We start from the raw sequence: 14686 nt of genomic DNA, 5'->3' as shown, positions 1-14686 counted from the left end.
AGGCCAATAAGAGTACAGAGTTCTGTCCAGTGGCCTGGTGGCCATCACCCCACGGGAAAGGAGACGACCGATGTCCGGACACTTCACCGACCGCGACGAACGGATGTGGCAGCTGCGCGCCGAGGAGCGCAAGGTCCGGCCCCTGGCGATCGGAGCCTGGCTCCGTGGCCTGCGCGCGGCGATACGGGGTGACGCTTCGTGAGCGATGCGGGGGACGAGAGGGGCATGGCGGGCGAGGGGGCCGTGCGACGTGTCGTCGTCGGCGTAAGCGGCTCCCTCGCCTCGCTCGCGGCCCTGCGGTACGCGACGGCCCTCGCCCGCCGCGAGTCCGTACCGCTGCTCGCGGTGCTCGCCTGGCAGCCGCCGGAAGGCGAGGGGCTGTACGCCCGGAGGCCCGACCGGGACTGGGCGCGCCACTGGGGCGAGGACGCCCGGAACCGTCTGCGGAGTGCCTTCTCCGACGCCCTCGGGGCCACTCCCGCGGACCTCGCGGTGGAGCGGCGGATCGTCAGGGACGCCCCCGCCGCCGCCCTCCGCACGGCGGCCGACCGCCCCGGCGACCTCCTCGTCGTCGGCGCCACGCCGCGCCGGGGCCGCCTCGCGGGGCTGCGCCGCCGCCCGGTCCTGCGCGCGGTCCAGGGCCGTACGGCCTGCCCGGTGCTGACCGTGCCGGGGCCGGTGCTGCGCCCGGGGGAGGCCCGCGTCCTGCGCAGGAACGCGCGTACCTCCGTACCGGAAGGATCCGGGACGGAGGCACGCGCGGACGGGGACCGACGGGCCGAGGAGCCGGCCGAGGGGTCAGGCGACGGGCACGGCACCCGGACCGGGCGCCGGGACTGAGGGACCGGGGGAGAGCAGCGCCGCCGACTGGTCCGCCGACGTGGTCGCCGCCGACTCCGTGACCTCGCTGGCCGGCCCGGACTGCGGAGCGGGCGACTCGTCGGGCGGCGACGACTCCGGCGACGACTCCGGCGGCGACGAATCGGTCGACGGAGACTCGGGCGGCGACGACTCGGAGGACGGACTCGTCGAACCGGTCGGCGAGGACGTCGACTCCGACGGCGTCAGCGTCGAGGGGCACGGCGACGGCGTGACCCCGTCGCTGGGGGTCGGGGTCTCCGTGCCCGTCACCGTCACGCACGGCACCGGCGAGGACGACGACTCCGACGGGGACGTGGAGGCCGAGGTGGACGCCGACGTGGAGTGCGACGGCGGCGGAGGCGGCGGCGGCGGGGTGGGCTTGTCCTGCTTGCCGGTGTCGCCGTGCTGCCGCGCGAACCAGCCGTCGTCCTCGGAGTCGTACACGACGAAGACGTTCACGACCGTCACGGACGGGGCCACGACGACGACCTGGGACGAGTTGTACCCCTGCCACGGCGTGCCCGTCGTCCGCGGTGCCTTCTGCGCCACCGGGCCGGTCAGCGGATTGCCGCACGCGCAGCGGACCCGCGGCACGCCGTGGCCGTCGACCAGGACCGCGGTCCCGCTCTGGAGGACCGACTGGTACGTGGTCGCGGAGCCGCTTCGGAAGCCGTGGTTCGTCACCCGGGTGTCGACCCGGAGCTGAAGCGGGGTCAGCGAGCGGAGATAGCCCGGGACCTGGTTCGCCTCGATGCCCAGGACCGAGGCGAAGGCCGCGTTCTTCGCCGGCTCGGCGGAGAGGAAGCGCACCTGCTGCTCGACGTCGCAGCTCGCGACCGACTGCGTCCCGCCGTAGAGGCCGGGCGTCGAGCCCGACACCCGCGGCGTGGCGGCCGAGGCCGACGCGGTACGGGGTGGCAGGGAAGCCGGCGAGGCGGAACCGGTGCCGGTGCGGGCCGTCGACCGGGTGAACGGGTCGGGGCCGGTCGCCGCGGCGTTCTGGAGGAAGACCTCGCCGCCGCCGGATCCGCCCGTGTCGCTCTTGTCGTCGGGCTGGTTGGTCAGGACGACGGCCAGGGCCGCGCCCGCCACGAGCACGGCGGTGACCGACGCGACCTTCGGGACGGACCGCCACCACGGGCGGCCGCCGCCCTTGCCGGAGCCGCCGCCGGCCGGACCTCCACCGGACGCGTCGCCTCCGCCGGACGAGTCACCGCCGCCGGAGCCGCCGCCGGAGCCGCCGCCGGGACCGCCCCCGGAACTGTCTCCGGGACCGCCCCCGGAGCCGCCGCCCGAACCGCCGCCGTAGGCGCCGCCCGAGGGCGGTCCGGGCGGTGGCGGGGGACCGACGGAGCCCGGCCGGGCGCCCGGCCCCGAGAGGGGCCCGGAGGGCGGGCCTGACGGCGGGACCGACGGAGGGCCGGACGGAGGGCCTGACGGCGGGTGGGAAGTCACGTTGTTCCCTTTCTTCCGTTCCGCGCCCATTGTGTGCGCCGAACCGCGCCCACCCGCAAGCGGAGGAACGCCCGTCCACAAGCGGGCGACCGTCACCGGGTCTAGCGTGGACAGGGTGAGCAGTCGGCTCTCCACCTCAGCGAGCCCCGCGACCCCGACCGGGCTCTTCGTACGCGTCGGCGTCCAGGCCCTGGCAGCGGTGCTCGCCGGGTACGTCGCCATGGGCGTCGTCGCCGGGCTCGGCCTCTGGGCCGCGGGCGCGGCCGACCTGCCCGGCGGCTTCGTCGCCGTCCTCGCCGCGGTCGTCGTCATGGCCGCGGGAGGCAAGGTCGACCTCTCCGGCGACGCCGGCGCCCTCGCGGGAACCCAGGCCGACCTGACCGCGATGCCCCTCACCGTCACCCTGGTGGGCGCACTCGTCACCGGCTACTGCTTCCTCCGCCCCCTGCGCCACCACGCGGTCGCCGGCACGCGCGAACTCCTGCTCCGCGCCGCGACCACCGTCGTCCTCTGGCTGGTCGCCCTCGCGTGCCTCTCCGCCGTCGCCCGGCACGACTTCCCGCTCACGATCGGCGGAGACACCTCGGCGGACACCTCCCAGGACTCCCTCGCGGACCTCTTCGGCGAGCTCGTCGACGCGGTCAACCCCACCGTCGGCTTCCGTACCGACGTCGGCCCCACCCTCTTCTACGGCCTCCTGTGGATCCTCGGCGTCCTCGCCGTCGCCCTCCTGGTCTCCCGCAGGACCCCGCTCCCGCCCCGACTCGTCCGCTACCACGAGCCCGTCCGGCCCGCCGCCCACGCGATGCTCCTGCTCCTCCTCGCGTACGTGGCCGTGGGCCTGGTCATCGGCATCGTCGTCGCGGCGACCAAGGGCCATGTGGCGGAGACCCTCGCCGTCCTCCTGCTCGGCCTGCCCAACGTGTCCTGGCTCGCGCTCGGCGTGGGTATCGGCGGCTCGTGGGAGGGCAAGGCCGAGGGACCGTTCGGCCTCCCCATGCCGCAGGTCCTCGACGCCGTCCTCCGCGAGGGCAAGGGCACGGACCTGTCCACGGTCGACCTGTCCTCGCTCGCGGCCGAGGACGCGCGGGCCTGGTGGCTGCTCCCCGTCGCGGCCGTACTGGTGCTCGGCGCGGCCTTCGCGGCGGCGGTCCGCTCCCCGGCCAGGACACGGCTCTGGCAGCACTCCCTGCACCTCGGCATCGCCTTCGCCCTGACGATGCTGGTCGTCACCCCCCTCACCCTCGTCGAGGCCCGCTTCGGCCTCTCGATCCTCGGCATCGGCGACCTCGACGCCCTGGGCGGGCAGGTGGTGTTGCGCCCGAACGTCTGGCGGACGGTCGGCTTCGCCCTGCTCTGGGGCCTGGTCTTCGGATTCCTCGGCGGCCTCCTCGCCTCCCGCGTCCACCGCAAGGGCGAGGTCGAGCAGGAGAAGACCGGGCCCGTACAGCCGCCAGGGCCCGCACAGAATCCGTGACGTATCCGGCGTTGACCTCTCTCCCGGGCTCGTCGAGCGGGGCCACCGCTCGCAGGTGGTGCAGCTGCTGGCCCGCAAGCGGTAGCGTTCACAGCCACTCGTCGATGGCCGCGAACAGCGCCGTGGCCGCGTAACGAACGGAAACTAAAGCTCCCGGAAGGCCGGTCGTGCCCAGGCCGGTGGGGCCGGTGGCGGCCGCAGCGCCCGGTGGCGCGAGGTCCCCGTGACGGGTGCCGTGCCCGGGGCGGTCAGGGCCGACCTGAGTTCCGCGACGAACTCCAGGCACGTCCCGTAGCGCTCCTCGGGGGTCTTCGCCAGCGCCCTCGCGAAGACCGCGTCCGCCGCCTCCGGCAGCCCGGGGCGCACTTCGGAGAGTGGCGGCGGCGGATCGTACTGCTGCGCCCACAGCACCGCCCAGTCCGTGTCGCGCCGGAAGGGCGGCGCGCCGACCAGGGTCTCGAACACCACGCACGCCAGGCCGTAGACGTCGCACCGGCCGTCCACCGGCTTCCCCGAGATCTGCTCCGGTGCCACGTAGTCCAGCGTGCCGACGAACTCGCCCACCGTCGTGAACCCGGTCAGCGACAGGGACTTCTTCGTCAGCCCGAAGTCGGTGAGGTAGATGTGCTCGGGGTGGTCGTGGTCGGTGCCCTCGGCGACCAGGATGTTGCCGGGCTTCACGTCCCGGTGCACCAGGTCGTGCGCGTGCGCCGCGTCCAGGGCGGAGGCCACCTGTACGGCGATGCGCCCCGCCTTCTCCGGCGGCAGCGGCCCCTCGCGGTCGAGCAGCGCCGCCAGGTCCTGCCCCGCCACGTACTGCATCGCGATGTACAGGATCCCCTCCGTCTCACCGGCGGCGAAGACCGGCACGATGTGGGGGTGGTCGATCGAGGCGGCGACCCGCGACTCGTGCGCGAAGCGTTTGCGGAAGGTGTCGTTGCGCGCCAGCTCGGGCGCGAGGAGCTTCAGGGCCACCGTCCGGTCCAGCCGCAGGTCGAGCGCCCGGTACACGACGGCCATGCCTCCGCGGCCGATCTCGCTCTCCACGCGGTAGCCCGCGATCTCCTTGCCGAGGAGCCCGGAGGGCCGGCCCGCCGGCAGGTCCGTGTCCCGCTCGCCGCCCGCCATCAGTCCTCACCGTCCCCGCCCGGCGGCCGCTCCACGATCTGCGTCGGCGGCGGCCCGGCCACCACCGTCGGATCGACCTGCGGCACCACCTGCGTCGGTTCGTGTACGGGAGGCCCGGCCGGCGACCGGTCGCCCGCGGCGGCCCCGGCGGACACCGGGACCTGGTCCGGCCCGGGCTGCTGTGGCGCGTCCGGAAGCGACGCGTCCGGAGGCGGCTCGTCGGACACCGGGGCGCCGACGGCCGCCTGCGCGGCGGCCGACGGGGCCGCGGACGCCGCGTACGTGATCAGCCCGAGGCCGTCGCAGAACACCCAGCGCTCGTGCTCCGCGTCGTACAGCCACACCGACTCGCCGTCGACGACCATCCCCACCCGCAGGCCGCGGGTCCGCAGCCGGAAGGCCTCGCCGTCCAGCCGGCCCGCGCCCAGCTCCTCGGCCGCCCGCCGGTACCGCCCCAGCGCGTCCTCGGCGCGGGCGATCAGGGGCCGCGGATCGGCCGTCCTGGTGAGCGGCCGGCCCGCCGCCGGAGGATCGTCCGGCACCGCCACGAGCAGCCGCGCGTCCACCCAGGCCGACCAGCCGTTGGAGCACAGCACCCGCCCCCAGTCCCCGGCCCGCTCCGTCAGCCGCACCGGCAGGAACGCGTCGAGGGACGCCGTCGGCAGCCCCGGATCCGGGGTCTCCCAGGCGGCGAGACCCTCGCGCGGTACGACGTGGGTGGGCCGGAAGTCCGGCACGTAGTCGGTTACGGGAACGCTCACGGCCCTACCTCCGCATCACGACCGGCTCGTGGCGGCGCAGCAGCCGCGCGACGACGACACCGAGGGCGAGACAGATCACGACCAGCATGCCCATGTCGAACAGCCAGGCGTCCAGCGTGTGGCGCATCAGCGGGTCGTCGGTCTTGTCGGTCGGCGCGGTCTCCCCGATGTCGATCGTCGCGCCCATCGCGGCGAACGCCCAGCGCGAGGGCACCAGCCAGGCCAGCTGCGCCAGGACGGGCGTACCGCGCACCGTGAGCAGCGCGCCGCAGAAGACCACCTGCACGATGGCGAGGAGGACGAGCAGCGGCATCGTCACCTCCTCCTTGCGGACCACGGCCGACACGAGGAGGCCGAGCATCATCGCGGTGAAGGCGAGGAGCGCGACGGCGAGCGTGATCTCGACGAGCGGGGGCAGCAGGACGCCCTTGCCGCCGGGCACGTTCAGCGGGACGCCGATCAGGGCCACCAGGGTCAGGACCACGGCCTGCACGACCGTGATCACGCCGAGGACCACCACCTTGGAGGCGAGGTAGGCCGAGCGGGACAGGCCGACGGCTCTCTCGCGCCGGTAGATCGTGCGCTCCTTGACCAGCTCGCGCACGGCGTTCGCCGCACCCGTGAGGACCCCGCCCACACAGAGGATGAGCAGGACGTTCAGGGTCGATTCCGGGTTGAGCTCGCCCTCGGACAGGGCGCGGGCCATCGCGCCCATCACGAACGGCAGGGCGATCATGATCGCGAGGAACGTGCGGTCGGCGGAGAGGGCGGCGGCGTACCGGCGTACGAGCGTCCGCAGCTGGGAACCCCAGCTCTGCGCCTTCGGCGGCGGAGCCGGCTCCGGTACGGCCCGCACGGCCGCGCCGGAATCGCCGGGGCCGCCGGCGGCCCCGCCGCCCGCACCGCCCTCGCCGCCGGTGGGCAGGAAGGGGCGTGCCGTCGCGTCCACGACGTACCGGCGGTGGAAGCGGGAGGACCGGTACTGTCCGGCCCAGTCGCGGTCCCGGTCGTTCTCGAAGGCCTCGAAGGCCTCCGGCCACTGCGTGTAGCCGAAGAAGTCGAGGGTGTCGGCGGGCGGTCCGTAGTAGGCCACCCGGCCACCGGGGGCGAGGACGAGCAGCCGGTCGCAGACGTCGAGGCTGAGGACGCTGTGCGTGACGACCACGACCGTGCGCCCGTCGTCCGCGAGCCCGCGCAGCATGTGCATCACGGACCGGTCCATCCCCGGGTCGAGGCCGGAGGTCGGCTCGTCGAGGAAGAGCAGCGACGGCTTGGTGAGCAGTTCGAGGGCGACGCTCACCCGCTTGCGCTGGCCGCCGGAGAGACTGTGGATGGGCTGCTCGGCCCGCTCCACGAGACCGAGCTCGCGGATCACCTCGTCCACCCGGGCCCGGCGCTCGGCCGGCGCCGTGTCCTCGGGGAAACGCAGCTCGGCGGCGTATCCGAGGGCCCGCCGGACGGTGAGCTGGAGGTGCAGGATGTCGTCCTGCGGTACGAGCCCGATGCGCTGGCGCAGCTCGGCGTAGTCCCGGTACAGGTCACGGCCGTCGTAGAGCACGGTGCCGCGGTCGGCGGGGCGCTGGCCGGTCAGCGCGCCCAGGAGCGTCGACTTCCCGGCGCCGGACGGCCCGACGACCGCCAGCAGGCACTTCTGGCCCACCGGGAACGACACCGCGTCGAGGAGCGTCTTGCGGCCGTGGTCGACGGTGACGGCGAGCTCCTGGACGTCGAGGGAGATCTCGCCGGTGTCGGTGAACTCGACGAGCTGCCCGCCGATCAGGCAGAACGCGCAACGGCCGATGCCGACGATGTCCTCCGGCGTCACGCGCGCGTCGACGACCCGCCGGCCGTTGAGGAAGGTGCCGTTGTGGCTGCCGAGGTCGTGGATCCAGTACGTGCCGTCGGGCCGGGCCTGGAGTTCGGCGTGGCGCCGGGAGACGACGAGGTCGTCGACCACGACGTCGTTGTCGGGCGCGCGCCCGATCCGGATGCTGTGGACGGGCAGCGGCCGCACGGACGTCGGCTGCCGGAACGTGCCGGTGGCGGCGGGGTACGAGACGGAGGAGGGGCGGAGCGGCCCGGCGGGGACGGGGACAGGGGTGGGGGTGGAGGCGGGGGCGGGCGCCGGCGGCTCCGGGAGCGGGGCCGCGGGGGCGGCGGGCGACGGCGCGGCCGGCGGGGGCTCGGCAGCCGGGGGCCCCGGGACCGGCGGTGCGGGCGACGGGGTCGGCGGGGGCTCGGGGGTCGGCGGCGCCGGGGGAGGGGGCGCGGGCGTCGAGGGCGCGGAGACCGGCGGCGCGGGCGTCGGAGGGGTGGGCGCCGGGGGCATGGGGGCGGACGGCTCCGAGGCCGGCGGTGCGGGCGCCGGGGGTGCCGGTGGGTGGGCTCGGGGCGGTGTCGCGAGCACGGCGCGCGGGCCGTCTTCCGGATGCCCGAACCGTACGACCGTCCCGGCCCCGACCTCCCGCGCCCCCGCCACCCGCAACCCGTCCGCGAAGGTTCCGTTCGTGCTGCCCTCGTCCGTCAGGTCCCAGTGGCCGTCGACGGCGCGCAGCAGTGCGTGGTGCCAGGACGCCCGGGCGTCCGAGAGCACGACATCGCTGGTCGGGTCGCGCCCGATGCGATAGACGCGGCTCGGGTTCATGAGCGTCGCGTCCCCGTCGATCTCGAGGACCAGGGCGGGTGCGGCGGGCACGACGGGCCGCTGTCCCATGCGTGAATCCTATCCGCCGACGCCGAACCGTGCCCGGGATGAAGGCGCCGGTAGGGTGGGCGCTTCCGCTGCCGGACGCGGCGCCCGACGAAGGAGGCCCACCCGTGCCGAAAGGTGTCACCAGGCGACGGCCCCGCACGCGTGCGGCGCTTCTGCAGGCCGCCCTGGAGGCCTTCGCCGAGCACGGTTTCCACGCGACGACGATCGAGCGGATCTGCGAGCGCGCGGGCTACACGCGGGGCGCGTACTACTCGAACTTCGCCAGCAAGGAAGAGCTCTTCCTCGCCCTCTTCGACGAGCACGGCGACCGGACCGTGCGACGGCTCGCCGACGCGATCGACGCGCTGACCGCCGAGGAGTACACGCTGGCGCGGCTGGCCGAGGTCGCCTCCCGGATCGAACCGGACGAGCGGGACTGGTACCTGGTCACCACCGAGTTCACCCTGCACGCCATTCGCGACCGGCAGGCCGCCTGGGTGCTCGCCCGCCACGACGAGCGGCTGCGCGCCGAGATCGCGCGCGGCCTCACGCTCGTCCTGCGCCGGGCCGGACGCGAACTGACCGTCGACGCCGACCGGTTCGCCCGGCTCATCGTCGCCCTGCGCGAGGGCGGTCTCGCCCAGAGCTACGTCGAACCGGCCGCCCTGCCGCCCGGCAGCCTCGAACGCGAGTTCCTCGCACCGCTCCTGGAGGTCTCGACGCGCGAACTCCCCGCCTCCGAAGGTCAGTCGAACAGGTCGGGGTCGGACGCGGTGATCTGATCCCACAGGGGCCGCGCCTGGAACCAGCCCGCGAGGTGACCGCCGACCTGGCCGCGGGTGAGGAGTGCCGTCTCCCGGTCGATCAGCTGCGGAGTGCCGGCGGCCATGGCGAGGAGCTGCGCCTGGCAGGAGCGCTCCATGGTCACGAACCACCACACGGCCTCCGCGACCGAGTGACCGACCGTCAGGAGCCCGTGGTTCTTGAGGATGACGGCCTTGTGCTCGCCGAGGGCCTTCGCGACCCGCTCGCCCTCCTCGGTCTCGTTCACCACGCCCCGGTAGTCGTCGTAGATCCCGTGGTCCTCGAAGAAGGCGCACGCGTCCTGCGTGATCGGGTCCAGCGGGATGCCGAGACTGGAGAACGCCTTGCCGTGCAGGGAGTGCGAGTGCGCGGCGGCGACGGCGTCGGGCCGCGCGGCGTGCACGCGCGAGTGGATGACGAACGCGGCCCGGTTCACGGGCCTGCGCCCTTCGAGGACGGTCCCCTCGTGGTCCACGAGGATCAGGTCCGAGGCCTTGATCTGGTTGAAGCTCATGCCGAACGGGTTGACCCAGAAGGCGTTCGGATCGCCGGGATCGCGGACGGTGATGTGCCCGGCGACCCCCTCGGAGAAGCCGAACCTCCCGAAGATCCGGAACCCGGCGGCGAGCTGCTCCTTGCGGTACCGGCGCTCCTCCTCGACGGTGTCGAAGACGGGCGGCAACGGCAGGACGACTCCGTCGGGCAGCGGCCCGACGGCGGCGGCGAGTGCGGGCGGCACGGTGCTCATGGCGGCTCCTCGGTGATCGGGTGGGGCACGGCGCGCCAAAAGATACAGAGATGTATCCGATACGACAATGGATCGGATACGGACCCGCTCAGACGACCGGCGCGCCGAAGCGGGCCAGGTAGTGCCACACCTTCTTCACGTCCTGGGGGGCGTGGTCCCCGGAACCGGCCGCCTCCTGCACGATCCGCGGGTCCAGAACCCCGTCGACGGCGATCCGGGCGCCCAGCTCGACGTACTCCGGACCCCGGAACCCGGGGTGGCGGCGCAGCTCCTCGACGGACAGCCGGAACCCGCCGTGCCACTCGACGGCGCACGGCAGTCGCCGGGCCGCCGCCTCGACCTCCGTGCCCCGGTGGCTCGGGTCCAGGACCAGCGCCTCCACGTCGCGCCCGATCACGACGGGCCCGTGGATCTGCGCCTCGACGTAGTCGTCGAGCGGGTCCTTCCCGTCGGCCTGGGCGAGGGTGACGAGGCGCATCCGGGAGGCGACGCCGAAGTCCGTGGGCTCCAGGAAGCTGTCCGGATAGCAGAAGGACGCCCGCTCCACGGCGGACGCCGTCAGCCGCAGATGGGCGGAGCCGAAGCGGGGAGCGGCCCCGAAGGGGCGGCCGCGGAAGTCCAGGGCGCCGTAGACCGGCCGCAGGTGCGCGGGTGCCGCGTCGTACGCCCCGCCGAAGATCCGGCTCTCCCAGCGCCACCTGTCCCCGCCGGGCCGGGCGGTGAGGCCGCCGTTGCTCGTGCCGGTCACGAACTGGGAGCGGTAGACCCCGTCGCCGGCGAGCCGGTCGAGGAAGTGCGGGTGGAAGTTGAGCGTGACCCGCAGGGCCGGGTCGAGCGGATCGCCCGTGGAGCGGCCGGCGACATGGGCGAGCGCCCGGCGTGCGGGATCGTGGAGGGGCGGCATCGGGGCAGTCTGCCCGGGCGGCGGGGCTTGCGGCGAGGGGTTTGTGCTGGCTACGGTCGGGGTGGGGATGACAGAAAGCGCTTTCTGAAGGTCGAGGCAGGCCTCGGCATCCCCATCCCTCCGCCGAGCCCTGCTCCACCGAGCCTCACCCCCGGGAGTTCACCGCGTGCCCACCGCCGACGTGCTGATCTACACCCGCACCACCGGGTACCGCCACGACTCGATCCCCGACGGGGCCGCCGCCCTCGCCGGGATCGCCCGCGAGCAGGGGTGGGGAGCCGAGATCACCGAGGATCCGGAGGCCTTCACGCCCGAGCGGCTCGCCCGGTGCGCCGCCGTCGTGCTGCTGTCCACCACCGGCACCGTCCTGACACCCGAGGGGCGCGACGCCTTCGCCGCGTACCTCCGGGGCGGCGGCGCCCTCCTCGCCGTCCACGCCGCGGCCAACGCCGAACCGGACTGGCCCTTCTACGGCGAGCTCCTCGGCACCCGCTTCGACGGCCACCCGGAGATCCAGCCGGGCACCGTCCTCGTGGAGGACCCCGCCCATCCGGCGACGGCTCCGCTCCCGGCCCGCTGGGCCTGGACGGACGAGTGGTACAACTTCACGGCCAACCCGCGCGGGACGGGCGTACGGGTCCTGGCGCGGGCCGACGAGACCTCGTACAGCGGCGGCACCCTCGGCGAGGACCACCCGCTGGTGTGGTGCCGGGAGGTGGACCGGGGGCGCGTCTTCTTCACCGCGCTGGGGCATTCCTCGGAGGCGTACGACGACCCGGCCTTCCGCGCACACCTCACGGGCGCGCTGACCTGGCTGACCGCCTGACCGCCGGACTGCCTGAGCACCGGGCCGCCGGACTGCCTGACTGCCGGGGCGGCGGACTGCCTGACCGCCTGACCGCATGGCCTCCCCCTCCCACCCCCTCCCGGGTGCATCGGTCACCCCACCGCCCCGCCCCTGTTGCGCAGCCGCCTCCGGCGCGGGAGGTTGCCGGTGGGGGCCGATGGCAGGAGGAGAGACGTCATGGGCATCGCCACGGTGAACCCCGCGACGGGCGAGACGCTGCGGACCTACGAGGCCCACGGGCCCGAGGAGGTCGAGCGGCGCATCGCCGCCGCGCACGAGGCGTTCCGCCAGTACCGCACCACGTCCTTCGCCGAGCGCGCCCGCCTGATGCGGGCCGCCGCGACCCTCCTCGACGAGGACGGCGAGGACATCGCCCGGACCATGACGGTCGAGATGGGCAAGCCGATCGCCGCCGCCCGCGCCGAGGCCGCCAAGTGCGCGAAGGCCATGCGCTGGTACGCGAGCAACGCCGAGGCGCTGCTGGCCGACGAGCATCCGGCCGAGAGCGACGTCCAGGACTCCGGCGCCGACCTGGCCCGCGTCCACTACCGGCCCCTCGGCCCGGTCCTCGCCGTCATGCCGTGGAACTTCCCGCTCTGGCAGGTGATCCGCTTCGCCGCGCCCGCGCTCATGGCGGGCAACACCGGCCTCCTCAAGCACGCCTCGAACGTGCCGAGGACCGCCCTCTACCTCGGCGACCTGTTCCGTCGCGCCGGCTACCCGGACGGCTGCTTCCAGACGCTCCTCATCGGCGCCCGGGACGTCGAGGCCGTCCTCCGGGACCCCCGGGTCGTGGCCGCGACCCTCACCGGCAGCGAACCCGCCGGCCGGGCCGTCGCCGCCGTCGCGGGCGACGAGGTCAAGAAGACCGTTCTGGAGCTGGGCGGCAGCGACCCGTTCATCGTCATGCCGTCCGCCGACATCGTGCGGGCGGTGAAGACCGCCGTCACCGCGCGCGTGCAGAACAACGGCCAGTCCTGCATCGCCGCCAAGCGGTTCATCGTCCACCAGGACGTCTACGACGACTTCGCCGAACGCTTCGCCGCCGCCATGAACGCCCTCACCGTGGGCGATCCCCTCGACGAGGCCACCGACGTCGGCCCCCTCGCCACCGAGCAGGGCCGCACCGACCTGGAGGAGCTCGTCGACGACGCCGTGCACCGGGGCGCGGTCGTCCTGTGCGGCGGCGGCCGCCCGGAGGCCGAGGGGCTGCGGCGGGGCTGGTACTACCGGCCGACCGTGCTCACCGGGATCACGCCCGTGATGCGGATCCACCAGGAGGAGACGTTCGGTCCCGTCGCCACCGTCTACCCGGTGCGGGACATCGAGGAGGCGGTGACCGTCGCCAACGACTCCCCGTTCGGGCTCAGTTCGAACGTCTGGACCCGCAAGGAGGAGGACGTCGCCTTCTTCGTCCGCGACCTGGAGGCCGGGGGCGTCTTCGTCAACGGCATGACGGCCTCGCACCCCGCCCTCCCCTTCGGCGGCATCAAGCGCTCCGGCTACGGCCGCGAACTCTCCGGCCACGGCATCCGCGAGTTCTGCAACGCGACCACGGTCTGGCAGCGCGCCTGACCGCGTGACGCGGCGCGGGCCGCGACGCCCGTGTGCGAGAGCCCGTCCCAACGCCGCGGATGCCCCGCGCCGGATCGTGCCGCTATGCGAGCAGCACCGCGTTCCAGGCTGCCCAGATCAGGGTCAGTGGGAGGAAGACGGGGAGGAAGACCCCGCCGACGATCCGGAAGGGCGGCTTGCCGTGGCCCTTCCATCGGTAGAACATCGCGGCCGTTCCGAAGAACACGGCGACCAGGACGGAGGCGATGGGGGAGACGGCGAAGGCCACTGCGTCGCCTCCATTGCGGATGAACATGCTGCAGCCGAATACGACGATGCCAAGTCCGATCACGAGGAAGCAGCTCCCCGTGATCAGACGCCCTGCACGCGCCATCGGGGACACCGGCGCCACGGTTTCGGTCGATGCGGAGGGAACGGATTCGGTCGATGCAGCGGGCACGGTCGATGGCCGGGGCGCGCGCGGCGGCATGGGCGTCGATGCGGTGATCGTGGGGGCACCGGCGCGCAGGATGCCCAGGGTGCTGTCAACGGTCGGACGCTCTTCGGGGTTCTTCGCGAGGAGGGCGGTGATGAGGGAGGCGAGGACGGGGTCGGCGCGCTGCATCGGCGGGGGCTCGTGGAGGGCGACCGCGGCCATGGTGGCCGTGGAGGTCTCGCGTCGGAACGGGGAGATGCCCTCGACCGCCTCGTAGAGGGTCGCCCCCAGCGAGAACAGGTCGCCGGCGGCCTGGTCCTGGGTGCCCTGGAGGCGTTCGGGTGCCATGTACTCGGCGGAGCCGATGACGCCTCCGGTGACGGTGAGTCTGGTGTCGGTCTCGTGGACGGCGATACCGAAGTCGGTGAGCAGTACCTGGCCGTCGTCAGTGAGCATCACGTTGGCCGGTTTGAGGTCGCGGTGCACGATTCCGGCGGCGTGGGCGGCCTTCAGCGCCTTGAGCAGCGCGGCCGCGACGTCGGCCGCGCGCGGGGCGGGCAGCGGCCCGTCCACACGCAGACACTCTTCCAGGGACCGCCCCTCGACCAGGCGCATCACAATCCAGGGAGTACCGTCCTCAACGACCACGTCATGGACGGCGACGACGTGCGGATGATCGCGCAACTTGGCGGCGTTGCGGGCTTCACGCGCGGCCCGCACCACCCGCTCATGATGCGCGGCACCGGAAGTGGCGGCGGCCTGCTGCGGCAGCCGCACCTCTTTGACGGCCACGTCGACGTCCAACATTTCGTCGTACGCCCTCCACACCCGACCGAACCCGCCTGAGCCGAGTTCTCCGACAAGTCGGTACCGTCCGCCGACGACCCGCTCCGGCCCCTCCTGAGATCCCAACGCCCCACCTCTCAGCGAGTTCACCACCCCGGACGGTTCCGACCGGAGCGTACGTGTCGCGTATCAGGCTTTCACAGGCGCGGGTGCTCGACGAGTCCTTTGGGCCC

General features: G+C 73.9%; 13 protein-coding genes. 6 read left to right on the top strand and 7 right to left on the bottom strand.

Annotated features, from left to right (window positions below; all coding sequences use genetic code 11):
- Positions 1-70 precede the first annotated feature (70 nt).
- Positions 71-202: a hypothetical protein gene (locus ACFC0G_RS18575; protein ID WP_376404405.1), complete on the top strand. Its 132-nt coding sequence runs from the start codon at positions 71-73 to the stop codon at positions 200-202.
- Positions 199-840 carry a universal stress protein gene (locus tag ACFC0G_RS18570; RefSeq protein WP_376404403.1) on the top strand — a complete coding sequence of 214 codons (642 nt, stop codon included), beginning with the start codon at positions 199-201 and terminating at the stop codon, positions 838-840. The genes ACFC0G_RS18575 and ACFC0G_RS18570 overlap by 4 nt, the downstream gene beginning before the upstream one ends.
- On the opposite strand, the gene ACFC0G_RS18565 is transcribed toward ACFC0G_RS18570, so the two are convergent.
- A complete protein-coding gene (locus ACFC0G_RS18565; protein WP_376404401.1) occupies positions 799-2316 on the bottom strand; it encodes a DUF6777 domain-containing protein in 1518 nt (505 codons plus the stop codon). The genes ACFC0G_RS18570 and ACFC0G_RS18565 overlap by 42 nt on opposite strands.
- Before the next feature lie 106 nt (positions 2317-2422).
- Here ACFC0G_RS18565 and ACFC0G_RS18560 point away from each other — a divergent pair, with 106 nt between their 5' ends.
- Positions 2423-3793, top strand: coding sequence for a streptophobe family protein (locus tag ACFC0G_RS18560; RefSeq protein ID WP_376404399.1), 1371 nt, complete (start codon positions 2423-2425; stop codon positions 3791-3793).
- Between the two features lie 144 nt (positions 3794-3937).
- Here the strand turns inward: ACFC0G_RS18560 and ACFC0G_RS18555 are convergent, their stop codons facing one another.
- Genes ACFC0G_RS18555 through ACFC0G_RS18545 form a run of 3 tightly spaced genes read right to left on the bottom strand, consistent with a single transcriptional unit; the run spans position 3938 to position 8395 of the window.
- Positions 3938-4921 carry a serine/threonine-protein kinase gene (locus tag ACFC0G_RS18555; protein ID WP_376404397.1) on the bottom strand — a complete coding sequence of 328 codons (984 nt, stop codon included), beginning with the start codon at positions 4919-4921 and terminating at the stop codon, positions 3938-3940.
- Positions 4921-5682: a hypothetical protein gene (locus tag ACFC0G_RS18550; protein ID WP_376404395.1), complete on the bottom strand. Its 762-nt coding sequence runs from the start codon at positions 5680-5682 to the stop codon at positions 4921-4923. The genes ACFC0G_RS18555 and ACFC0G_RS18550 overlap by 1 nt, the downstream gene beginning before the upstream one ends.
- Before the next feature lie 4 nt (positions 5683-5686).
- On the bottom strand, positions 5687-8395 hold the full coding sequence (locus ACFC0G_RS18545; RefSeq protein ID WP_376404393.1) for an FHA domain-containing protein: 2709 nt from the start codon (positions 8393-8395) through the stop codon (positions 5687-5689).
- Between the two features lie 104 nt (positions 8396-8499).
- On the opposite strand from ACFC0G_RS18545, the gene ACFC0G_RS18540 reads away from it, so the two are divergent.
- Entirely contained in the window at positions 8500-9156 is a 657-nt protein-coding gene (locus tag ACFC0G_RS18540) for a TetR/AcrR family transcriptional regulator (protein ID WP_376404391.1), read from the top strand.
- Here ACFC0G_RS18540 and ACFC0G_RS18535 read toward each other — a convergent pair.
- Complete coding sequence (locus ACFC0G_RS18535) at positions 9120-9926, bottom strand: class II aldolase/adducin family protein (protein WP_376404389.1); 807 nt, start codon at positions 9924-9926, stop codon at positions 9120-9122. The genes ACFC0G_RS18540 and ACFC0G_RS18535 overlap by 37 nt on opposite strands.
- Positions 9927-10014: 88 nt before the next feature.
- Positions 10015-10830, bottom strand: coding sequence for a DUF3626 domain-containing protein (locus tag ACFC0G_RS18530; protein WP_376404387.1), 816 nt, complete (start codon positions 10828-10830; stop codon positions 10015-10017).
- Positions 10831-10996: 166 nt separating this feature from the next.
- On the opposite strand from ACFC0G_RS18530, the gene ACFC0G_RS18525 reads away from it, so the two are divergent.
- Entirely contained in the window at positions 10997-11656 is a 660-nt protein-coding gene (locus ACFC0G_RS18525) for a ThuA domain-containing protein (protein WP_376404384.1), read from the top strand.
- 198 nt (positions 11657-11854) lie between these two features.
- Positions 11855-13252 (top strand): NADP-dependent succinic semialdehyde dehydrogenase, encoded by a 1398-nt coding sequence (locus ACFC0G_RS18520; RefSeq protein ID WP_376404382.1) that lies wholly within the window; start codon positions 11855-11857, stop codon positions 13250-13252.
- 82 nt (positions 13253-13334) lie between these two features.
- Here the strand turns inward: ACFC0G_RS18520 and ACFC0G_RS18515 are convergent, their stop codons facing one another.
- Entirely contained in the window at positions 13335-14603 is a 1269-nt protein-coding gene (locus ACFC0G_RS18515; RefSeq protein ID WP_376404380.1) for a protein kinase, read from the bottom strand.
- Between the last annotated feature and the right edge of the window lie 83 nt (positions 14604-14686).

The sequence above is a fragment of the Streptomyces sp. NPDC056169 genome (genome assembly GCF_042268445.1).
Classification (GTDB): Bacteria; Actinomycetota; Actinomycetes; order Streptomycetales; family Streptomycetaceae; genus Streptomyces.
The sequence above is the reverse complement of the archived record's forward strand: the minus strand, read 5'-3'. Positions and strand labels throughout refer to the sequence as shown.

Coding starts and splice junctions, on each gene's coding strand:
- ACFC0G_RS18575 (WP_376404405.1), top strand. CDS start 71: ATGTCCGGACACTTCACCGACCGCGACGAACGGATGTGGCAGCTGCGC.
- ACFC0G_RS18555 (WP_376404397.1), bottom strand. CDS start 4,921: ATGGCGGGCGGCGAGCGGGACACGGACCTGCCGGCGGGCCGGCCCTCC.
- ACFC0G_RS18545 (WP_376404393.1), bottom strand. CDS start 8,395: ATGGGACAGCGGCCCGTCGTGCCCGCCGCACCCGCCCTGGTCCTCGAG.
- ACFC0G_RS18535 (WP_376404389.1), bottom strand. CDS start 9,926: ATGAGCACCGTGCCGCCCGCACTCGCCGCCGCCGTCGGGCCGCTGCCC.
- ACFC0G_RS18530 (WP_376404387.1), bottom strand. CDS start 10,830: ATGCCGCCCCTCCACGATCCCGCACGCCGGGCGCTCGCCCATGTCGCC.
- ACFC0G_RS18520 (WP_376404382.1), top strand. CDS start 11,855: ATGGGCATCGCCACGGTGAACCCCGCGACGGGCGAGACGCTGCGGACC.